At 45.0% G+C, this 21,643-nt stretch carries 17 protein-coding genes; 4 read left to right on the top strand and 13 right to left on the bottom strand.

Features of this window, described 5'->3' with window-relative positions:
- Positions 1-25: 25 nt before the first annotated feature.
- Both BUA78_RS02280 and gcvH read right to left on the bottom strand, forming a co-directional pair.
- Positions 26-1,774, bottom strand: a complete 1,749-nt coding sequence (locus tag BUA78_RS02280) for a sigma 54-interacting transcriptional regulator (protein WP_072910666.1) — start codon at positions 1,772-1,774, stop codon at positions 26-28.
- 134 nt (positions 1,775-1,908) lie between these two features.
- A complete protein-coding gene (gene gcvH, locus BUA78_RS02275; protein WP_072910665.1) occupies positions 1,909-2,280 on the bottom strand; it encodes a glycine cleavage system protein GcvH in 372 nt (123 codons plus the stop codon).
- Between the two features lie 179 nt (positions 2,281-2,459).
- Between gcvH and BUA78_RS02270 the strand changes: the two genes are divergently transcribed.
- On the top strand, positions 2,460-2,942 hold the full coding sequence (locus BUA78_RS02270; protein ID WP_084082271.1) for a superoxide dismutase family protein: 483 nt from the start codon (positions 2,460-2,462) through the stop codon (positions 2,940-2,942).
- 104 nt (positions 2,943-3,046) lie between these two features.
- Here the strand turns inward: BUA78_RS02270 and BUA78_RS02265 are convergent, their stop codons facing one another.
- From BUA78_RS02265 to BUA78_RS02245, 5 genes are all read right to left on the bottom strand, one after another.
- Positions 3,047-3,811 (bottom strand): glucose 1-dehydrogenase, encoded by a 765-nt coding sequence (locus BUA78_RS02265; protein ID WP_072910663.1) that lies wholly within the window; start codon positions 3,809-3,811, stop codon positions 3,047-3,049.
- A 373-nt stretch (positions 3,812-4,184) separates the two neighbouring features.
- Positions 4,185-5,246 carry a copper amine oxidase N-terminal domain-containing protein gene (locus BUA78_RS02260; protein ID WP_072910662.1) on the bottom strand — a complete coding sequence of 354 codons (1,062 nt, stop codon included), beginning with the start codon at positions 5,244-5,246 and terminating at the stop codon, positions 4,185-4,187.
- A 310-nt stretch (positions 5,247-5,556) separates the two neighbouring features.
- The gene (locus tag BUA78_RS02255; RefSeq protein WP_072910661.1) at positions 5,557-6,420 is read right to left on the bottom strand and encodes a helix-turn-helix domain-containing protein; all 864 of its coding nucleotides are present in this window, start codon (positions 6,418-6,420) and stop codon (positions 5,557-5,559) included.
- 47 nt (positions 6,421-6,467) lie between these two features.
- Positions 6,468-7,838 carry a stalk domain-containing protein gene (locus tag BUA78_RS02250; protein WP_072910660.1) on the bottom strand — a complete coding sequence of 457 codons (1,371 nt, stop codon included), beginning with the start codon at positions 7,836-7,838 and terminating at the stop codon, positions 6,468-6,470.
- Between the two features lie 105 nt (positions 7,839-7,943).
- Positions 7,944-9,344 (bottom strand): carotenoid oxygenase family protein, encoded by a 1,401-nt coding sequence (locus BUA78_RS02245; protein WP_072910659.1) that lies wholly within the window; start codon positions 9,342-9,344, stop codon positions 7,944-7,946.
- Positions 9,345-9,452: 108 nt separating this feature from the next.
- Between BUA78_RS02245 and BUA78_RS02240 the strand changes: the two genes are divergently transcribed.
- The 3 genes from BUA78_RS02240 (at position 9,453) to BUA78_RS02230 (ending at position 11,776) form a co-directional block, all read left to right on the top strand.
- Entirely contained in the window at positions 9,453-9,863 is a 411-nt protein-coding gene (locus tag BUA78_RS02240) for an EVE domain-containing protein (protein ID WP_072910658.1), read from the top strand.
- A 491-nt stretch (positions 9,864-10,354) separates the two neighbouring features.
- On the top strand, positions 10,355-10,984 hold the full coding sequence (locus tag BUA78_RS02235) for a TetR/AcrR family transcriptional regulator (protein ID WP_072910657.1): 630 nt from the start codon (positions 10,355-10,357) through the stop codon (positions 10,982-10,984).
- 24 nt (positions 10,985-11,008) lie between these two features.
- Entirely contained in the window at positions 11,009-11,776 is a 768-nt protein-coding gene (locus BUA78_RS02230) for a class I SAM-dependent methyltransferase (protein ID WP_072910656.1), read from the top strand.
- A gap of 505 nt (positions 11,777-12,281) precedes the next feature.
- Here BUA78_RS02230 and BUA78_RS02225 read toward each other — a convergent pair.
- From BUA78_RS02225 to BUA78_RS02200, 6 genes are all read right to left on the bottom strand, one after another.
- Positions 12,282-12,776, bottom strand: coding sequence for an HD domain-containing protein (locus BUA78_RS02225; protein ID WP_072910655.1), 495 nt, complete (start codon positions 12,774-12,776; stop codon positions 12,282-12,284).
- 63 nt (positions 12,777-12,839) lie between these two features.
- Positions 12,840-14,570 (bottom strand): thiol reductant ABC exporter subunit CydC, encoded by a 1,731-nt coding sequence (cydC, locus tag BUA78_RS02220; protein WP_072910654.1) that lies wholly within the window; start codon positions 14,568-14,570, stop codon positions 12,840-12,842.
- Positions 14,567-16,300 (bottom strand): thiol reductant ABC exporter subunit CydD, encoded by a 1,734-nt coding sequence (gene cydD, locus BUA78_RS02215; protein ID WP_072910653.1) that lies wholly within the window; start codon positions 16,298-16,300, stop codon positions 14,567-14,569. Before cydD ends, cydC begins: the two co-directional genes overlap by 4 nt.
- A 137-nt stretch (positions 16,301-16,437) precedes the next feature.
- Positions 16,438-17,442 (bottom strand): cytochrome d ubiquinol oxidase subunit II, encoded by a 1,005-nt coding sequence (gene cydB / locus BUA78_RS02210; RefSeq protein WP_072910652.1) that lies wholly within the window; start codon positions 17,440-17,442, stop codon positions 16,438-16,440.
- Entirely contained in the window at positions 17,433-18,821 is a 1,389-nt protein-coding gene (locus tag BUA78_RS02205) for a cytochrome ubiquinol oxidase subunit I (protein WP_072910651.1), read from the bottom strand. The genes cydB and BUA78_RS02205 overlap by 10 nt, the downstream gene beginning before the upstream one ends.
- 462 nt (positions 18,822-19,283) lie before the next feature.
- Positions 19,284-21,632 carry an endonuclease MutS2 gene (locus BUA78_RS02200; RefSeq protein ID WP_072910650.1) on the bottom strand — a complete coding sequence of 783 codons (2,349 nt, stop codon included), beginning with the start codon at positions 21,630-21,632 and terminating at the stop codon, positions 19,284-19,286.
- Between the last annotated feature and the right edge of the window lie 11 nt (positions 21,633-21,643).

Below are 21,643 nucleotides of genomic sequence, written 5' to 3'. Positions count from 1 at the left end.
CCTTGTTTACTTTTTGCACCGCTGGTTACTCCTCATAGGATATACCCAAGGCCCTTGCTTTACGTAGCAAGGTAGAATGAGCTACACCCAGTGCATCTCCCGTACGTCGTAAGCTTCTATATTTTTTGAAGGCTTTTATAATTAGCTCACTTTCAACCTGTTCTCTGGCTTCCTTTAAGGGAATGATTTCATCAATAGATATTTGTAGAGGGCTGGCGACCGATTTGCTAAAAAAGGTTGGTGGTAATTGATCAGAGTGGATCGTATCCTGTTCTGACATAATTACCAGCCGTTCTACTAAATTGGCTAATTCCCTGATATTTCCGGGCCAAGGGTATTTTTCAAAAAGTTTAAAAACCTCGGAGGAAAAAAGCCTGTGATAGTTATATTTGGTATTAAATCTTTCTAAAAAATGCATGGCTAGAGGGAAAATATCACCTTTTCGTTCCCGCAGTGGTGGAATGTGGATCGGCACAACATTCAGGCGGTAAAACAAATCTTCTCTAAATTTCTTTTCCGCAATCATTTGTTCTAAATTTTTATTAGTGGCAGCAAGAATTCGTACATCTAATTTAACAGGCGCCCGTCCGCCAATACGGTAAATTTCCTGCTCCTGCAAAGCACGCAATAACTTAACCTGCAGATTTAAAGGTAAATCCCCTACCTCGTCCAGTAGCAGAGTCCCTCCATTGGCCAACTCCATCATACCAGGTTTTCCTTCTTTATTGGCTCCGGTAAAGGCTCCCTTCTCATAACCAAATAATTCCGATTCCAAAAGATGTTCTGGAATAGCTCCACAGTTTATTTCAATGAAAGGCCCCTCTGCCCTGGGATTGTTGCGATGAATGGTTCTGGCAATCACTTCTTTTCCCACGCCAGACTCTCCTGTAATGAGCACAGTTGAATCAACCTCGGCTACCCGTAAGGCTTTTTGAACAACTCGTTCCATAGCAATATCCTGAAAAATTAATTCTTTTTGATCCTTGAATCGCAAAGATTTTAACTCCTCTGAATACCGGGCTGATTGTAATTTTAACTGATTTAACTCTGTAAAATCACGAAGACCAATCACCACACGAACCGGATGATTTTGCTCGTCTAGAATCGGTGAACCAGTAATGGTCAGTTCAATGAGATTCTTTCCTTGAAACCGGGCAAAGACTACTTTTCCTTTCTGCATAACCTCTTGGTAAACCGCAAGCACCTGTTGGCAACACTCCAGAGGAATCTCCTGTAGGAAACGACCGGATGGATCATGGGAAGAATCCTGCAGTCTAAAATAACTGCTGTTGACCATTTGAACAACCCCTTGATGATCCACCACAATGATCCCATCGTAGGTAGCCTCAATAATACTTCCTAGTTTTCTATTGGTTTCAAAGGCTTCGGCTAATTTATCTTCGGTATTTTCCAGGGCCCGGTGTACTTTATTGATTAAATCAATTCTTGTAAGAACACCTGTTAATTTGCGTTTTTGATTAAAGATTACCAGTCGATCTATGGGCTTATGACAGATTTCACTAAAGCAGGTATCTTCATCAATAATTTGCAAGTTACAATCCATGACTTCATCCACACGGGTTTCAAAGGTTTCCCCAGCCTCCAGAGCCTCCAGCAGTCGGAAGACGGTTAAGATCCCTACTACATTGTTTTCATCATCAACAATAGGAGCACAGTTCACTTTGGTTTGTTTATAGAGCTCACTGGCATCCCGTAGTGTTTTACTACGATGCAATGTCCGGGGATTCTCTAACATGACCTGCTTGACTTTCATAAAATTTTCCTCCAAAAAGCAAAAGACATTGTTAGCATTCCTAATTAATATCCTCAGTTTACCATAAGGTAAAACAAAAAGGTATTAAAGGAAAGATAACCATGTCTTTTGTGGTCACCCAAGCGGTCGGAGAATTAGTTCCCTTCCTTGATAAAGGTGAGATATTCTTCTTCTGTCATTAAATCTGCCAATTCCTCTGGATTATCCAGTTTTAGTTCAGCAATCCAGTCCTCTCCTTCGGGGTCTGCATTTAAACGTTCCGGCGCATCCCCTAATGCTTCATTTATAGATGATACCTCCCCACTTACCGGAGCATAGATATCCGAAGTAGATTTTACAGATTCCACAACTGTCATGGGTTCCCCAGCGACAGTTTGATCCCCCACCGCAGGAAGCTCCAGATAGACAATGTCGCCTAATTGCTCTGCAGCGAATTTGGTAATCCCCATCCGACCCTTATCATCCACTACCTCTATCCATTGATGTTCTTTACTAAATTTTTTCATTTTATGAACCCTCCATGTTGATGTTTTTTACAAAATTCTATTGCAATTGTCATGCCAGCAATACTTTTCCTAATCTTTTTTGAAGTATTTACCAGATTTTTACTTCTATGGATAACAATAAGAAAAGCTTTTACATACAATAAAATACGTTAACCAAGATGGTGTTGGGAGATGATGATATGAATACAACGTATTGTAACACCGCTGTTGCGGAGATTCGGGGTGGCCCACTGGCACCACAGATCACGGGAATGGTATATTTTCAGGATGTGCCTGGGGGTACCTGGGTTTCCGCCGAGATTTGCGGGTTGCCGCCTTACCAACCAGCCCAAAACGGCCAAAGCCCGGTGGGACCCCACGGTTTTCACCTCCATGAAAAATGTAGCTGTGAAGTAGGCGATCCCAGCAACCCCTTCCAGGCCGCGGGAGAACACTGGAACCCTTATAACCAACCTCATGGCAACCATGCCGGTGATTTTCCAGTGTTATTTTCTAACAACGGCTATGCCAGGATGTCCTTCTTTACCAATAAATTTTGCGCGGCCCAGGCCATTGGTCATACCGTAATCATCCATCAAAACCCAGATGATTACCGTACTCAGCCAGCAGGAAACTCCGGCAAACGACTGGCCTGCGGAATTGTTCGATGCTGCACATCATAAAACTCCATTCGTCATGGGCAGACAAAAAAAGAGCACTCCTGCATGGGTGCTCTTTTTATCGTTTACCAATGTAAAATTTGCGTCTCAATGAAAGTTGAAGGCTATTAAATGGTGGTCCAGCCGCCGTCGATGGTTAGAAGCTGGCCCGTGGTGTAGCTGGATGCATCCGAGGCAAAGTAGACCAGTGCACCGTCCAGCTCGCCCGGGCGACCGGCCCGTTTCATAGGGCAGTAAGTAGCCAGAATCTGTTTGAAGCCGGGATCATCCACAAAGGCATCGGTCATCTCAGAGGGGAAGTAAGCCGGGCCGATGGCATTGACCGTGATGTTATGCTTCGCCCATTCATTGGCCAGTTCCTTGGTCAACATGACCACGCCGCCCTTTGACGCGCAATAGCCGCTGAGGCTGAAGCCGGTCATTCCTACGGTGCTATGGATGGAGCCAATATTAATGATTTTTCCGTATTTGCGGGCAATCATGCCCTTGCCAAATTCTCTACTGACATAATAAACGCTGTTGAGATTCAGGTCGATAATGCGCTTCCACTCATCATCGCTCTGGTCCTCGGCTGGGGTACTCCCGGCGGTTCCGGCATTGTTCACCAGAATGTCCACCTTGCCAAAAGCCCCTTCAATCTGCTGGACGGCCTTTTTAAGCTCATCGGTCTTTGTCACATCGCAAGGGACCGCAATGCACCTCACGCCAAGTGCTTCAACTTCTTTTTTGACGGACTCCAGCTTGTCCACTCTTCTAGCCATCAAGGCAACATCGGCACCCTGCCTTGCCAGAGCCAGTGCAAACTGCACACCAAGCCCGGAGGATGCGCCGGTAACCACTGCAGATTTTCCTGTCAAATCAAATAAACTCATTCGATTCCCCACCTATCATTTATATCTAATATATCCAATTATATGTTTTTTACTATTGTATTATTCTGAATATGTATCATTGCGAATATAACATATTTGCTGGAATTTTTCTAGGGTGAGGTAGTGGGGCACGATAAACACATGAACATACAAAATAAATACATAAATTTTATAGGAGCCGAGCCACATCGGCCCCTACATTCGAAAAAACTTCCATAACAGCGGGGTGATGTGAGTCTCGTCCCTTACTTCGCAATTGATTAAGTCTGCCTATGCCGGGCGTACATCATTTAGGACTTTCACCTACTAGGCGAAAGTCCTTAACTTCCTATATTCTTGTATCCTTTAATCCCCGGTATCTTTAGGGAATCTTCTATTGCTTATTAAGTTTTACCGTTGAAGTTGCTGGATCCCAACCAACATCGGCGCCCATGGCCTCACTAACAGCCCGTAGTGGCAGTACCGTCCGCCCATCTTTAGAAGCTGCAGCAGTATCCATCGGAACAGGCACTCCGTCAACCAGGATATTATTTTGGCCGAGGGTAACCTTAACCACTTTGGCACCTAAGGTGAGTGTAGCAGTTTGGGTAGCCTCATCCCATTTGACATCCGCACCCAATGCTTCGGCAATGGCTCTAATGGGCAACATGGTGCGACCATCAGCGTTAACAAAGGGCTTCACGTCCGACTGGAGGGGCTGGCCGTTTACCTGAACACTTACATACTGGCTTACCTTAATGGAATTATCATTGGTGGTGGTTTGGTTGGTCTGATTGTTGCTTGCAATATTGCTGTTGGCGATGGTGCTCCCAGAAATATTGGTGTTTGTATTGGCATTGTTCATTGTGGTATTGGTGTTCTGATTGATGGTGGTATTGTTGTTGATGATGGTAACCGGCGTATTGGTAGTACCGGGAGTTGTGTTCTGTCCAGTACTAGGCGTGGTTGTACCCGGAGTCGTTGTGCCCGGTGTACCCGTACCAGGAGTAACTGTTCCGGGGGCAGTTGTATCAGGAGTTGTTGTTGTTGGAGCCGACATTCCAACAGATAAGGGAGTGGAGGCCAATTCTATTCCATCATTGTCGGGGCTATCTGTATTATACATACGGATATCGTAATTCCCAGCAGTAGCAGGAACTTCCAGTTCTACGTACTTTTTGCTACTACTATCGTATTGTGCATCTTCAATATACGCATAAGTAATATTCTGAGCATCGCCTTCTTTTTCTGAACCATGGGGAACTCCCGGAGGAATGATGCCAATCCAAGCATCATCAAAGAGCGGATAATCAGTTGTATAATAAACCTTCACTTTTTGGTCGGGTCCTGGCAAAAAGGATGCCTTATCCAGGGTTAAGGTGGTATCGGCATTGGCAAGGGAAGCAAAACTGAAAACAATTAACAACACAATACTCAAAAGTATAGATTTTTTCATAAAAATCCTCCTATCTCAAATTTTTTGAAACAATTTGCCTAGTAGTCCAACAACGCTAAGCAATTTATCTTTTCCCTATAAAATTCCCCCCTGTTGTGAGTAAATTTGTAAGCCTAGCCTAAAACGGATTTGCTCTATAATTCGGAAACAAGACTATTCCTGATCCTTTCTTGATACTACCATGTGGGGCAAGCATTTTATTTTTCAAAAATATCATGTGTTTTTCTAAAAGTGCTCTTTTAGGATTTTGACAAAAAAAATACTGTTCACAAAACATGTGAACAGTGCAACTAAAAAATATCCTTACTATTTATTCATGCATTTTTCTGTATTCCGATGGTGACATTTTTGCGCTGCGCTTAAAAACCACAGCAAAATGTCCTGGATTTACAAAACCACACCGTCTTGCTGTATCCTCAATAGAACTCTTTTTTTCTCTTAGTAATTCTTTTGCTTTCTCCAAACGTATCCCCATTAAATACTGATAAGGCGTCTGCCCTGTATACTCTTTAAATACTCGCTTAAAATGACAAGGGCTTAGATAAATCAGATTACAAATATCACTGATGCTGATACTGGTATTATAGTATTCTTGCATAAATAGTATAGCCTTACTTATATATTGATTTTCCTTAGCTACCTTTTTCTTATTCTTTGCGTTATCAGCATTCAAGTCGCGGATTAATTGAAATACAATCTGTGTGGCGATGCTATGAATCATCTGAGGGTATGACTCCCCATAATTCATCAATTCACGTTGAAAATTACCAATTAAATCCAGCAACTGCCTACTGTAACAATTCTGAATACGGTTAAATTGAAAGGGTTCTTCACCTGTTATTTCGGCGGCTATCTTTTGGAAAAAATCTTTTTTTACAGCGATGTTCAGATATTTACCGTGCTTCCGGCTATCACCGGGTACACCATAAACCTCCTCCCACGGCTGAATAACCAACATATCACCTTTTTTCAAATGATATTCAATATTATTGATTCTCGTTATAGGTGCGTTAGCCAAAATTAGAACAAAATGATAATCATCAACACACAGTACCTCTCCAACAACATATTCTTCAGGCTCAAAAATAGCTATGTGCTGGCAAATATTCGCCTTCGTTCTTGAATACATCTCTGGCGGTATCGTTTTAACAAAGTAGCTGAAGTCTGACTTCATAATTTCTCCTCTTTAACCTACACATGGGCCTAATACTCGGAGCTTTGCTACTTCTGTAAAGCTGGGAGCCAATAATCATAAATAATACTTTGGCCATAGGTGGTGCCCGGAACCGCCCAGCGAGCGTTTAGTTTTAACCAGGTCGGGGACACTCCCCCCGAGACCAAACTATAGCGTGGATCAACTAACACCTTTCCTTGAGGCAATGGTTTTTTCGTGGCATAGGCATACAAATGTTGAATATGAGCCTCTACACCTGCCTCTGGTGTGGCAAAAATCGCCCCATGCACCCCTGCCTCAAAACAAACAAATGAAGGATCTGCCCCATTAAAGGATTCTTGGCCGGTCAAGGCAGCGCCGGTAGCCCACAAGCCACAGTAATTATTCTGCCAGGGCTGAACATCTCCGGTAAATTGCCAGTAACGGGTTTCTTTAGCTGCCTGAGCAAAGGCAAGGTCCCCCCGAATACCGTATTCAGCTCCGATTTTTAAGTAGAGCTCGGCTACATCCGGCACTGGAATTACCTGTCGCCCTAACCGTTCCTCATTTCTAACTTTTTCATCCAACCAGGCTTTAAGTTGTTCGGCAGTGGCCACAGATTCACCAAAAATAGACCATTCTGCCAGAGTTACAACCGTACCATTTGGTAATGTAATTCTATCCGGGTATTTACTCAATTGATCTCGATAGGTTTTCAGCAAATTCATTTGCTCCGGGGTAAAAATGGCCGCATTCATCGTGAGCAAATCCTGAGAATTGATGATGGATTTATCCAAAAGACGCAGGTTTGTTTTATGCTCTGCCAGTTCCTGCAATAAAGCCATGTCTATCGGCGCGGGTTCAGGTGCAGGAGTTTCTGGAATTTGTGGCTGTTCCGGATTCTCTGGTGTGGTTGGTACTGTCGGTATTTCAGGTTCAGGCTCTGGTTGTTCTGGTTGACTGGTAATGTTTACTGTGCGACCGGTCTGCTGCCATTCTACATAACAGCCCAGAGCCTCTCCCACCAGGCGTAAGGGTACCATTGTGCGTCCAGCAGAAATAAAGGGTAACCCATCTTGGGAAACCGGGATGATCTGCCCATCCACCACAATTTGTACATCAGTAGCTTTATCCCGTTGGGGTATGGTCGTTGCTTTCCCACGTGGGGTCGTTATAATCACTTGTTTGGTTTGGTTCAGCCAATCCACCTGGGCGCCTAAATTTTCACTGATAATCCGCAGCGGCACAAAGGTTCTGTTATTCTTAATAACAGCAGGCTGATCCCCGGCAGGGATAACAACCGGCGTATTATCAATAACAATGTTTGCCTGATAGTTTGTCGCCGCCAGCGACGGTAAGGGGCCAACACATAACAAACTACTACAAAGCAATAAAGCAAGAGATTTTTTTATTTTACTGAGATACCTTATTTCTATCATCCTTTCTATAGTAAATAAAGAATGTTCGATTGTTACTTAATTGAACAACTAATTAAAGTATTAGCTAAACAAGTCCAAGAAACCTTCTTCTTTTGACATAAAAAATCACGCAAAATATTGCCCATGGGAGTTAAAAGGAATAGCAAGGGGAATTTGTGCCCTGGCTATTTCATTAAAATCCTGAGCATTCAGTATTAATAAAAATGATTTTTCTAACTGCGTGTCTAAAATCAAAGAGAGAATCACCCCATCATCTTCCTCTGTAGCATCTGGAGAAGGTACAAAAATTGGCTCATTGGGATACTGGTGGTCTTTATACCAACTAAGACTCTTGTTTTTTTGAACATCAAATTTTATAAGCTTATTGTTAAAGCCATTCGAATGATGATCACATAGGCCATAAACAAAACGGTACTCTTTGGTATTGTAATGCCTATAATTTATGCGGGGAAACTCCGTATATTCGTGGGACAGCAGTCGATAATCCGCATATTTACTGGTAAACTGGATGGTATAGCGCCTGATTTCTGCAGTTGGCAGTGTACCCTTTTTTTCCTTTAGCTTTTTTAAATAAAGCCCTTCCATAATAGAGGCATCACGATAGGCTACCAAGTCCACCACCAATCCCCCTTCTATTTCAAAGGCATTGATATGGTGAAAGGCAAAAAATGCCTCGGCCTGGTATCGCCCTTGGATTTGTCCATTTTTTTTGTTCACCACCAGGAAAACTGTTCCTTGTTCTGGCTGCCATTGTAAGTTTTGGACAAGGGGAGTGCCCGTTGCTAAGAGTTTAAAATGATTGATTTTCAAGGGAAATTGCGACAAAATTATATAGTTTTCCGTTATGGCAAAACTGTGCATATAAGAAGCAAACATAACTGGCACTGACGCTACCAGTTGCCTTGTGATACTGCCATGTTTAATGCGGTAAATATTGTAGGAACTGCGTAAGGAAAAACGGGTAATATAGTTAATTTCCTCTTGGTTGGTATAATCATAATGGGGATGGACAGTGGTTAGCTGACCGTTAAGATTGTCGTCATAGTTAAAACGACCGATGGTTCTAAGCGTTCCGGGATCAAACTCCACCCTGGGTGGCGTTTCGGTCAGAGCAAGAAAACGACCCGCGGTTCTGGTGACATTGACACTGGCATTGTCGGTAAACTGTTGACTGGCATTCAAATAAATTTTTCCCAGGCGGGAACGACGGGGCATGGTGGCAAATTCCGGGTAAACAATCCTGCCCGCAGCCATTGCTTTAGTGAAGGTCCTTCCCCTCAGGAATTTATTGGTATAGGAAATTTTCCCTTGCTGAAAGGAAAATTTATGCAGCATAGCTAGGCCATCGAACCAATGCTGGTATTTTTCCTTTTCCACTTCGAATTTGGCAGCTCCGTTACGAATTAAGGTTCCGGTGAGCCAATGGGGAATTTGCCCAGTTACTGGTAGTATTTGATCTTCAAGTTCGTCTTCCAACGTGCTAAAACCCAAAGCTATATCTAACATCCCTTTAGCCTCCACTAACGTAGTCCTTATTTAGTTTACCCAGGCATAGGGGAAGTGTATAAATGTTTATCAAGTCTGTAAAAAATATTGAAAAGAGGAAGTGATAATATGGCCTATTGGTTGGCCAAAACCGAACCAGAAAGCTATAGTTACGCTGATTTGGTGAGGCTGGGACGGGATCGTTGGAATGGTGTGAGAAACTTTAAAGCACTCAAATATATGCGTACCATGCAGTTAGGTGATTTGGTGTTTATTTACCACACTGGTAAGGAAAAGGCCATCGTGGGTGTGGCGGAAGTAGTGGCCACGGCTTACCCAGATCCAGAGGAGCAGGATCCCCGTTACATTGTGGTGGATGTGGCACCTCGTTATCCTTTAGACAGACCTGTGACACTCAAGGAAGTTAAACAAAACTCAGTCTTTGGGGAGTGGGAATTGGTACATCAGCCACGGCTTTCGGTAATGCCAGTGACTGAAGAACATTGGAGTTTAGTACATCAAATAGCTAAATTACCATAAAGAATAAAAAACTCTGAGCTAATGAGCAGTGTCCATAAGGAAGCAAGTACCGAAGATAAAAATAACGTATAGTCAGCCGACAGACGAATATATAACCTCATAAAAAAAAGGAAAATCAAACAACGGATTTATAAATTTTTAAGGTCTAATATTTTACTTAAACTCTATCATGAATGTTTAATAAGACAAGAAGATTTTGATAGGACTTCGGGCCAAGTTTGCCCGAAATTAAATAAGGAATGAGCGACAGCGAATGACGCAACATTAGCTGGGTTTGGGGTGGCTACCCCAACAAGCAATTTTTGAGTTTTCCCGTAAGGAAATCTCGAAAATGTGCAAGTGTCTATACACTTGCCCTGCTTGCCGGTTAGCGGAATACCAAAACTTTCGCTTAATTTGTAATGTTGTTCTTGTAAAATTCATTGACAAGTAAACCACCGTTCACTACAATGATAGTGAACGGTGGTTTACTATATAGGGAGGATTTTTAGATGGTCGACACAAAAGAAAACATTTTGCAGACTGCACTTCGATTGTTTGCGAGGGATGGATATGAGGCTGCTTCAGTCAGCGATATTGCGGGGGAGCTTGGCATGACAAAAGGGGCTTTATACAAGCACTATAAGAATAAGCGGGATATATTCGACAGTATTGTGGAACGTATCTATCAGATAGATGTTGAAAGAGCAAAAAAGTATGAAGTTCCAGAGGAAACATTTGTTAAATCACCATCGGCCTACCGCAATACTGCTGTAAATAAAATTAAGGTATTTATCGAAGCGCAGTTTCATTTTTGGACGGAAGACGAATTTGCCAGTAATTTTAGAAAAATGTTGACTTTGGAGCAATACAGAAACCCAGAAATAATGGAACTGTATCAAAGATGTCTTGTAAGCGGGCCTGTCAGCTATATGGAAGATTTGTTCCGTGAAATGATAGAACAAGGCATTTGGAACAAAAGCAACCCAAAACAGCTTGCACTTGAGTTTTACGCACCGTTTTATTTGTTGCTAAGCATTTCAGATACAACGTCTGACAAAAAAGAGGCCGCTAAACTATTATCGGCGCACATTGAGTGGTTTATAGAAAAGAACGCCGCCCCACAGAAGCCAAAGGTATAATTCAGAAGATAAGGAGTATGAGCAATGGAAGAAATAAAAATCCACGAATTTGAGTTTGCTCTCATCAATGAATTTTTCACAGAGCTTGAACGCCAGGGACCCGGCAGTCCCGAAGAAACTATCAGGGCATTAAATTTTATTGGCAATTTGTCGAACAAATCAAAAATTGCCGATTTAGGCTGCGGCACAGGCTCTCAAACAATGGCTCTGGCACAAAATACAGAAGCAACCATTACCGCCCTCGACCTTTACGCCGGTTCGATTGACAAACTCAACGTAACAGCTAAAAAACTTGGTTTACAGAACAGGGTAAAAGGTATAGTCGGCTCAATGGATAATTTACCGTTTCAGAATGAAGAATTTGACCTTATATGGTCTGAGGGGGCTATTGCCAATATTGGCTTTGAAAAAGGCTTGAATCACTGGAAAGGGTTCCTCAAAAAAGATGGTTATGTTGCCGTAACCTATGAGTCATGGTTTACCGATGAACGCCCTGCTGAAATTGAGAAGTGGTGGATGAACGCAGTTCCTGAAATTTCCACAATAGGGCATAATATTTCCCTCATGCAAAAAACAGGTTATATTCCTGTTGCCGCATTTACGCTGCCTGAAAGTTGTTGGATAGACAATTATTTTATTCCGCAAAAAACAAGGCAAGAGGAATTTTTGAAAAAATATGTGGGCAATAAAACTGTTGAGAATATGATTTCATTTATGAGGCGTGAGGCAGACCTATATTCAAGATACAAACAGTATTATGGATATGTATTTTATATTGGCAAAAAGATATAAAATAATAATGGTTTACTCCGCTTTCCACTATTCGCGACACAACTTCGGGTCAACTTGACCTGAAGTCAGCCAAATAAAATAAAAAATACCCACCGCGCAAGCGGAAAAGAAAAAACCGTTGCTCGGTGGGTGGATAGCCTATGCCATAAAAGTTGTATTGTCAATGAACAGCGGTTTTGAGAAAATCAAAGCCGCTGTTCTCTATTTATAGAGGGCTTGGTAGTGTGTGCCCTTTTCCAGATAGAGCGGCTTTGGAAATGGAGGTTTTCCATGTATACAAAGCCGTTTTTCTCTATTTGGGAGGGGCTGTTGCTTTCTTGTAACGGCCAAGTCTTGCTCTTAAAGGATTAAGCTGATAAAAAAACTGAATACCGGGCATTGTGCCGTTACTGATAACCCCGCCAGCCATAAGTTTATGCTTCCTTTAGGACACACCGTCCTAAAAGCCCAGAGTTTTCTTCACACACAGGGGTCGCTGGATACATCTAAGCAGATTATTGACGACCTACTGGCCATACATACTTGTTAAATAACTGAGACCGGTTCCAGTTTTAAAATATTTTTGTTTTATTGAGTTTACTTGCTCTTTTACCAGTTCATCTTCAAAAATGTTGACCAGAAAATCAGCTTCTACCAGAATCTGAAAATCTATATCATCTATTTTGGTATAGGTATGATGGTTTCCAATCAAATAACAAACCCGATCGATAAATTCTTGACTTAAAGGAAACTCCTGTAAAAGATCCCGTGCTACAGGAGGACCCTCGATTTGCTGGTACTTTCCAGCAGATGATGAGTATTTCATTTCACTCTCTTTGATTCCTATATCATGTAAAATAGAGGCTAAGACAAGGATTTGTAGTTTTTCCCCGGAAACTCCCTCCAACTCCCCTATGCTTTTGGCAAACGCATATACTTTAAGAGCATGATTAATACGCTTTAGATCACCATCAAAATAAAGGATCATTTTCTTTATCACATTACTTGCTATAGTTGCCACCGGCATCACCTCTACCAATCTTTTCTAGCCTATTAGATTAAAATACTAATATGTTAGTTCCTCTTACTGTTCAATTTGCCGGGATAACTCCCACATCCTGTAATATAGTCCCTTCCGCTGCAACAACTCCCGGTGAGTACCCTGTTCTGCCAGCTTACCCTCATCCAGCACCAGGATCTGATCCATCCTTTCGAGACCTGTCAAACGGTGGGTAAGCATTAGGCAGGTACGCCCCTGCATCAATTCATCAATGGCAGACATTACTTCCCGCTCGGTTACCGCATCTAGCCCGGCAGTGGCTTCATCAAGAATTAAAATAGGAGCGTCCTTTAATAGCGCTCGGGCAATGGCTATGCGCTGCCGCTGGCCACCGGAAAGTTTAAAGCCACCTTCACCAATATAGGTTTGATCGCCATTCGGAAGTTCTTGGATAAAATCGTCAAGCCTGGCCCGGTGGACGACGTCTGCCAGTTCTTCTGCGGTAGCTGTGGGCTTAGCCAAGAGAAGGTTTTCCCGAATGGTGGTATTAAAGAGATGGGTGCGCTGGGCCACCACAGCAATAAGTTGCCGTAACTCCTCGGGCTGAAGTTCTTTGATGTTGCGCCCGCCAAGGTAAATGGACCCCTGCTGATAGTCCCAAAATCGCAGCAACAGGTTGACCAGCGTACTCTTTCCCGCACCGCTGGGTCCCACCACCGCCACCCGCCCTCCCTGAGGGATGGCTAGGTTGATATTTTGCAGGGCATAGGTTTTATCCCGATCATAACTAAAGCTTAGCCCCTTCGTATGGAGATCAAAGCTATCTGGTACTGACGTCGGTAGCATTGGATTACTAACTGTTGGTTTGGTGGCGGTAATGCTAAACAATCGCTTGGCTGCTGCTAGACTTTCCTCCAAATAGTGAAAGGTCAGCGGTAAATTGCCCACAGCTTCAAAACTGCTAAGTACCCCCAAGGCCAGTACCGCCAAGTAGACCTCTTTGATTTCACCAGTTGTCACCAGGGGTATCGAAAGAACCAGTATTGACCACAAGGCCAAGTGCATAGTTAAACCATTCAATGAATTGGCCAAGCCGGACAAAACCGCTGTTTTTCCCTGTAGTGAAATCAATTTACCACTTATTTGGCTCACATTCTCTTGTATTGCTTGTCTTTGCCCATAAGCGATAATTTCTGTCATGCCCTGGATACTATCCACCAACCTAGCGTTCATTTGTGCTCTCACCGCTACCATCTGTCTACCTAGGCCACGTCCCCGTAGTCTTACTCCTAAAGGTAGGATCAGCCCGGCAACCACAAAGAAAAACAAGTACAGATAAGTAAGTTTAACCGCAAATTGGCTGTAAAAGGTAATCATCAGTACCAGTATGAGCACCGCTACCAGTGGTGGTGCTAACACCCGCAGGTAGAAATTTTTTAGTACTTCCACATCAGAGACAATACGACTTAACAGGTCGCCACTATGCTGAATTTGCAAACGAGCTGGCGCCAGTGGCTCCATAGCTTGGTAAAACCACACCCGCAGTTGGCTTAGCAAACGAAAGGTTACGTCATGGGAGAAATAGCGCTCTAGATAACGAAATACTGCCCGAGCAATGCCAAAGAACCTCACTCCGACAATGGCCACCATGAGTTCTGCCACGGAGGGGTGCAGGGCTGCTTTTGAGATTAGATACGCTGAGGTTGTAAGTAGACCTATATTGCTGCCCACCGTGAGAAAGCCCAACAGCACAGCCCACAGCATTCGCTGCCAATAAGGGCTAACTAATTTGACTAGGCGTAAAAAATCACTCATGCCGATTCACCTCGGTAGGCTGTCACCAGTCGGTGATATAGCCCTTGTCTTGCCAGCAACTGTTCATGCCGCCCCTGTTCAACCACCCGTCCCTGATCCAGTACCAGGATGTGGTCGGCCTGATAGATGGTGGACAGACGGTGGGCAATGAGCAAAACTGTACGTCCCCGCATTAAACGACTCAGTGCCTCCTGAACCAGTTCTTCAGTGGCAGGATCCAAACCCGTGGTAGCTTCATCAAGAATTACCAGTGGGGCATCCTTTAAAAAAGCCCGGGCAATGGCTACGCGTTGAGCCTGCCCGCCGCTTAGACGGGTCCCTCCTTCTCCCACCGGCGTTTGGTAACCCTGGGGTAATTCATTGATAAACCGGTCGGCACCGGCTAACTTGGCTGCTGCTTCTATTTCTGCCAGCGTAGCCTCCGGCCGACCCAGCCCAATATTTGCCGCCACTGTACCGTAAAAAAGATAAGGGTGCTGGGGTAGAAAGGCCACTTGGCGGCGCCAGTCTGCAGCGCCTAGTTGCTGTAAGGAGATACCATTCACGGCCATGGTTCCCCCGCTGGGTTCAATAAAACGTAATAATAACTGGGCAATGGTGGTTTTGCCAGCACCACTGGGACCCACCAGTGCCACCACCTGTCCGGGCAGCAGTTCAAAGGAGCATTCCTGTAAGGCTGGTTGGTCTGTACCACTATAAGTAAAACTAACATTTTGCCAGGAAATATGAAGCTGTCCGTTACTGGGGCAAGCTTGCTGCCCTAGCCCTTCAGTCACCGGCAGGGGCAGATCTAACACTTCAAAAATGCGATTAGCTGCATTCACCCCGGCCATAGCTGCATGAAACTGGCTGCCTAAATTTCTCAGGGGTAAATAAAACTCTGGTGCCAACAGCAAGAGAAAAAAGGCCTCTTGAAAGGGAATTCGGTCGTATACCAAACGTAACCCCAGGGCCACTGCCACCAGAGCGGTACTGATAGTGGCAAGCAGTTCCAGCACCAAGGCCGATAAAAAAGCGACTCGCAGTACCCCTAGGGTCGTTTTGCGAAAATCATCACTGATCCTGGCAATTACGCGAACTTGGTCTTTGCTGCGTCCAAAGATTTTTAGGGTAGTTAGGCCCTGTAGCACATCTAAAAAATGAGCACTCATCCGGCTCATGATATCCCACTGTTTTTTCGTCAGGTGGTCCGCCCATTTACCAATGAGAATCATAAAGAAGGGTATTAAGGGAGCGGTAAAAAGAAGGATGATGCCGGAGGTTAGATCAATTGGCAACACAAAGAACAGGATGAGCAACGGAATAAGAGCAGCTAAAGCCACTTGAGGCAAATAACGGGCAAAATAATCCTCCAGGGCTTCCACACCCTCGGTCATCAGATTTACCAGCTCACCAGTACGTTCCCCCCGGGCATGTACTGGACCCAGTGACAATACGTGCTGGAGAAGCTGCATCCGTAAGGCACTCTTAATTTGAGCAGCGGCCCGCTGGGCTATTACCTCGGTAAGCCAGCTTACTAGTGCCCTGAGAAGGATCACACCTAATAAAAGCAACAACCCGTTCCAGACCTGAGAAAGTGTCTGGTGGTTTAAAAAAACCTCGCTGATAACTTTGGCCAGGGTTGCCGCCTGCAAAATAACTAGTAGCCCAGTACAGAGTCCCAAACTAATTGTCAGTGCCAAATACAGGCGAACCTTTTTGGCTTCTCCCATGAGTCGCTTATCAATCATTGAAGTTTCCCCCGTAGTACATAACAAACGGGGCAAAGTTAATACTTGCCCCGCTTAGCTTAGCTCTTTCCCTATTATACCTAGTTTTCTAGTTGTTGATAAGTCTGCGCAGGCAAACTGAGTATAGATTGTGCTTTCTAATAATGGAGATGTTTATCTGTTACCCGGTGGCGGAACACCCAGTAGGTCCAGGCTTGGTATAGCAGGACAATGGGAACCATGGTGAGAGCTACCACGGTCATGACCTTTAAGGTGTAGGGACTGGAAGAAGCATTATAAATGGTTAGACTCCAGTCGGGGTTTAGATTGGAAACCATTACCCGGGGGAATAACCCCCAGAACATGGCCGCAGTAAAGCATACAATGGTTAATCCGTTGGCAATGAAAGCCCAACCATTGCGACCGCTCTTAAGCAGCAGCCAAGCTAAAACCAGAAAGACAGCGGAACCCACAAAGACTACCGCAGCACCAGCTTTGGTAAACAAATCGGTATTGACGTAGGTTAAAAGTGCCAACACCAGCACCACTGGAATGGTCACAAGACCAACTCTGGTTGCAACTCGACGGGCACGCTCTACCATATCACCTTCGATCTTCAGGGTGAGGAACAAGGCCCCGTGCAGAGTAAAGACCAGCAAGGTGGTCAAGCCGCCCACCAAGGTATAGGGACTCAGCAAATTCCAGAAGCCGCCTACATATTGCATGTTGGCATCAATGGGTACTCCCTGCAGCAGATTGGTGACCGCCACACCCCAGAGCAAGGCAGAGAGAAAACTTCCGACAAAGATCATCCAATCCCAAAGATTACGCCAGGCGGGATTGCGGTCGCTGCTACGAAACTCAAAGGCTACGCCACGAACGATCAAACCAACCAAGATAACGAACAATGCCAGGTAAAAACCACTGAACAGTGTAGCGTACCAGTTGGGAAAGGCGGCAAACAAAGCACCGCCGGCTGTTATCAGCCAAACCTCATTACCATCCCACACCGGACCAATACTATTGATAATGACCCGTCGTTCGTTATCGTTTTTACCGAGGAAGGGCAACAACATACCCACGCCAAAATCGAACCCTTCGAGAAAGAAAAAGCCAATGAACAGGACTGCCACGAGAATAAACCAGAGGATGTTTAAGTCCATAAAGACACCTCCTTCGGGGAAGGTTTCTGAGCACCCACAGTTACCGGTTCATCCGGTCCTTGTTTGATAAATTTTACCAGCAGGTAGAAATCAGCTACAGCCAGCAATCCATAAATCACGGTAAAACCAATCAGGGTGGTCAGAATTTCTCCCGCAGATACGGCAGGGGATACAGCATTCTCCACCTTTTGTAGTCCATAGACCATCCAAGGCTGGCGACCCACTTCGGCCATATACCAACCTGTGAAATTAGCCAGATAGGGAACTGGAATGCTCCAAAGCAGTGCCTTGAGTACCAGAGGTGTACCTTCCAGCTTACCGGTTTTCCACAGATATAAGGTTAGCATGGTTATCAGTACCATCCAGCCACCGGCTGCCACCATAATGCGGAAGCTCCAGAAAATCGAAGTTACCGGAGGAATATAGTTCCCTGGGCCATACTGAGCCTCGGCTTCAATCTGTAGATCCCGTAAACCTTTTACCTCACCACTAAAGCTATTATAGGACATGAAGCTCAGTACTCCGGGAACGGAGATTTCAAAGGAGTTCTTCTGGTTTGCCTCATCCACCACTGCCAGCACGTTAAAGGGTGCGGGATCGGCGGTTTCCCAATGAGCCTCTGCCGCAGCCATTTTCATAGGCTGCGTTTTTACCAGGTACTGCCCCTGGGTGTGACCGACGGTGGTCACCAACAGAACGCTGATAAAACCGAATACCAATGCGATGTTAAAGGAGCGTCGGAATAAGTCTACCTGGTTTTTGCGTAATAAATGATAAGCACTGATACCCAGGACAAAAAAAGCACCGGTACAAAAACCACCTAATACAGTGTGTGGAAATTGATAAAATACATGAGGATTGGTAATCAGAGCAAAGAAATCGGTCATTTCCGCACGGCCGTTGCGCAGGACATAACCCACCGGTTCCTGCATAAAAGAGTTAGCAATTAGAATCCACAGGGCAGATAAATTGCTGCCAATGGCTACCATCCAAATACTCAAGGCGTGCACTTTCTTCGGCAATTTATCCCAGCCAAAGACCCAAATCCCCAGAAAGGTAGACTCCAGGAAGAAAGCCAACAGCGCTTCAATGGCCAAAGGAGCACCGAAAATATCGCCCACAAAACGAGAATACTCCGACCAGTTCATCCCAAAGTGAAATTCTTGGACAATACCGGTGACCACACCCATGGCAAAGTTAATGAGAAACAGTTTGCCAAAGAATTGGGTCATCTTTTTATAGGTTTCGTTCCCTGTCCGCACATACATGGTTTCCATGATGGCCACCAAAACGGATAACCCTAAGGTAAGTGGAACAAAGATAAAGTGATAGAGCGAAGTAACACCAAACTGCCATCTGGCCAGTAATAGTTCACTCATGGGTTTCCCCCCTAATGGTTAATCAGTTATTAAAATAAGTTCTCAAGCTCCGCTGCCTTTTACACTTTCAGAAAGTATAAAATTTCCATTGACGAAAGTATAAGAAAAACTAAGTCTTCCGCCTACGTCTAAAGACTCTCGTGCCCTTTAGGGTATGGCGTAAGCCGAGTTTTTCTAAAAGTAACAATTCGCAACTTGCCTCCTTTCAGCTTGTCCTTTAGTCTCTAAAGTATCACGTTCATTTCCAGAATAAAAGTAAGTTTATGGTTTAGTACCCTTTTTGTAAGATATATTTAATCTATACCTTTTTAGTATACATTAAATATACTCCCCCTAATACCATCTGTCAATTACCATCAGCCATGGGAAACCTTACATTTTTATTACATCACAAATACATAAAATTAAAACAAGCAGGGTGCTGTCGATTTGTCTGACAACACCCTGCCTTTGATATCGGCTTTATTTCAAGTCAACCACCGTAGCTCCGGTACCGCCTTCCCCAGTCTCTCCCAGTCGGAAGGATTTTACCCGGGGATGATTTTTTAAGTCCCGCTGCACTGCCGCCCTAAGTGCCCCGGTACCTTTACCATGGATTAGAATGACGCGGCTGAGGCCTGCCAAAAAAGCATCGTCCAAATATTTTTCAATCTCCAGCAGTGCTTCATCACCAGTCATTCCCCTAAGGTCTAAACTGGTACCGATGCTCTGGGCTTTATCCATAAGAACCTTGCCCACTTTACTCTCCCCGGTGGTAACTCGGGCTTCTTTTACGATGCGAAGTTCCTTCAAGGGCACCGTCATCTTCATAATGCCCACCTGCACCTGCACATTGCTACCGGAGACACTAACCACATAAGCTTTCTGGTTGTATTTCGGCAGGAACACCTCTTCTCCGGATTTTACCTGCCGAGGTATATCGCCAGTACCTGTCCGTTCCGGGACTTTGGCCGCAACCTTTGAAGTAACCTGTTGCAGTTTGTTGCGTGCCTGATGAATGGCTTCCTCCCGGCTCTTGCCGCTTTCCTCGGCCAGCTTGGTTCGTAACTCCTTTACAGCCTCCTCGGCATCCAAGCGGGATTGTCGTACCAACTTACTGGCCTGTTCCTGGGCCTTGGCCAAAATGCTCTCTCGCTTGACCCTCAGTTCTTCTTCCAGTTTACGGTATCTTTCCTGCAGCTTCTCACTGTCTCGGCGCAAAGCTGCCGCTTCTTCTCGATCTTTATCCGCTGCCTGCTGGGTTTGTTCCAGCTTGTTGATTAAATCCGCTACCTGTACCTGCTCGGTGGTCAGGAAGTTTCGGGCTTGGTCGATGATATCCGGGGTTAAACCAAGTCGTAAGGATATTTCAAAGGCATTACTACGACCGGGCCGCCCAATAAGCAAGCGGTAGGTTGGGCGCAGCGTTTCCACATCGAACTCCACACTGGCATTCTCCACACCGGGTGTGGTATAAGCATAGTTCTTTAATTCACTGTAGTGGGTGGTGGCGATGGTGCAGGCTCCCCGGCTATACAGTTTCTCCAAAATAGCCCGGGCCAGGGCAGCCCCTTCGGTAGGGTCGGTGCCCGCGCCTAACTCGTCCATCAGCACCAAAGATCCTTCACCAACTTGATCGAGAATCCTCACAATATTGGTCATATGGGAGGAAAAGGTACTGAGGGATTGTTCAATGCTTTGTTCATCGCCAATGTCGGCAAAAACTTGCCGAAAAACACCCATTTCCGTACCTGCCTCGGCCGGAAGATGCAGACCAGCTTGGGTCATCAGCGCAAAAAGCCCCACGGTTTTCAATGTTACGGTTTTCCCCCCGGTATTGGGTCCGGTTATTACCAGGGTTTTGAAATTCTTACCCAGGGAAATGGTGGCAGGCACTGCGTCACCAGGAAGTAGTGGGTGACGGCCCTTTTTGATATCTATTTTAGCCCCTTCGATAATTCTGGGACTCCAGGCATTTATCTTTAGACTATAGCGGGCTCGGGCCATAATAAAATCCAGTTCGCCCAGCGCCTCCAGGGCGGTAGCAATTTCTTCGGCCACCGCGCTGACACCACTGGATAGTTCCGCCAGAATCCGTAGAATCTCCTGTTTTTCCCTGGCCATCAACTGCCGTACTTCGTTGTTGGCTTCCACCACCGGCATGGGCTCAATAAACAGAGTGGCACCACTGGCCGATTGGTCGTGGACAATGCCGGAAATTTGGTTGCGGTGCTCCTGTTTTACCGGTACTACATAACGGTCATTACGAATGGTGATAATGGGTTCCTGTAAATATTTTTGGTTATCGCTGGAGCGGATAATACTTTCCATGCGTTCCCGGATGCGGTTTTGGGAGCGACTGATCCCCCGACGAATCTGCTGCAATTCCGGGGAGGCATCATCAGCAATTTCACCGCCGGGCAAAATGGCCTGAAGAATGTTTTTTTCCAACTGCGCTTGATTAATTAAAGCCTCGGCAATCTCGGCCATTAACGGGTAACGATCACTCTTTTCACTAAAAAACTTCTTTACCTGGCGGGAAGCTGCTAGGGTTTCTCCTACAGCAAACAGTTCCTCCGCTGAGAGCACAGCAAAGCGGGCAGCCCTCTTGAGGGCTCCCTTGATATCATGCCAGCCGCTTAGTTCCGCCAGTGGTTCTAAGCGCAGCAAGTCTCTTCCTTCGGTGGTTTCAGCCTGCCAGCGTTTAATTTGCAGCGGGTCGGTGCTGGGCACCAGTTCCAAAACCCTTTGCTGTCCTAATTCGGACTGGGCCAAGGCTGCCACCCGTTCTAATACTTTATCAAATTCCAAACGTTTTAAGGTACGTTCCATATACTAGCTCC

Source organism: Desulforamulus aeronauticus DSM 10349 (assembly GCF_900142375.1).
Lineage (GTDB): Bacteria > Bacillota > Desulfotomaculia > Desulfotomaculales > Desulfotomaculaceae > Desulfotomaculum > Desulfotomaculum aeronauticum.
This window is presented reverse-complemented; position numbering and strand designations above follow the sequence as displayed.

Bases quoted from the DNA above. Each gene is read 5' to 3' on its own strand.
- BUA78_RS02270 (WP_084082271.1), top strand. From the start codon at position 2,460: ATGAATACAACGTATTGTAACACCGCTGTTGCGGAGATTCGGGGTGGC.
- BUA78_RS02245 (WP_072910659.1), bottom strand. From the start codon at position 9,344: ATGTTAGATATAGCTTTGGGTTTTAGCACGTTGGAAGACGAACTTGAA.
- cydD (WP_072910653.1), bottom strand. From the start codon at position 16,300: ATGATTGATAAGCGACTCATGGGAGAAGCCAAAAAGGTTCGCCTGTAT.
- BUA78_RS02205 (WP_072910651.1), bottom strand. From the start codon at position 18,821: ATGAGTGAACTATTACTGGCCAGATGGCAGTTTGGTGTTACTTCGCTC.
- gcvH (WP_072910665.1), bottom strand. From the start codon at position 2,280: ATGAAAAAATTTAGTAAAGAACATCAATGGATAGAGGTAGTGGATGAT.
- BUA78_RS02200 (WP_072910650.1), bottom strand. From the start codon at position 21,632: ATGGAACGTACCTTAAAACGTTTGGAATTTGATAAAGTATTAGAACGG.
- BUA78_RS02265 (WP_072910663.1), bottom strand. From the start codon at position 3,811: ATGAGTTTATTTGATTTGACAGGAAAATCTGCAGTGGTTACCGGCGCA.
- BUA78_RS02255 (WP_072910661.1), bottom strand. From the start codon at position 6,420: ATGAAGTCAGACTTCAGCTACTTTGTTAAAACGATACCGCCAGAGATG.
- cydC (WP_072910654.1), bottom strand. From the start codon at position 14,570: ATGAGTGATTTTTTACGCCTAGTCAAATTAGTTAGCCCTTATTGGCAG.
- BUA78_RS02230 (WP_072910656.1), top strand. From the start codon at position 11,009: ATGGAAGAAATAAAAATCCACGAATTTGAGTTTGCTCTCATCAATGAA.
- BUA78_RS02250 (WP_072910660.1), bottom strand. From the start codon at position 7,838: ATGATAGAAATAAGGTATCTCAGTAAAATAAAAAAATCTCTTGCTTTA.
- cydB (WP_072910652.1), bottom strand. From the start codon at position 17,442: ATGGACTTAAACATCCTCTGGTTTATTCTCGTGGCAGTCCTGTTCATT.
- BUA78_RS02235 (WP_072910657.1), top strand. From the start codon at position 10,355: ATGGTCGACACAAAAGAAAACATTTTGCAGACTGCACTTCGATTGTTT.
- BUA78_RS02240 (WP_072910658.1), top strand. From the start codon at position 9,453: ATGGCCTATTGGTTGGCCAAAACCGAACCAGAAAGCTATAGTTACGCT.
- BUA78_RS02260 (WP_072910662.1), bottom strand. From the start codon at position 5,246: ATGAAAAAATCTATACTTTTGAGTATTGTGTTGTTAATTGTTTTCAGT.
- BUA78_RS02280 (WP_072910666.1), bottom strand. From the start codon at position 1,774: ATGAAAGTCAAGCAGGTCATGTTAGAGAATCCCCGGACATTGCATCGT.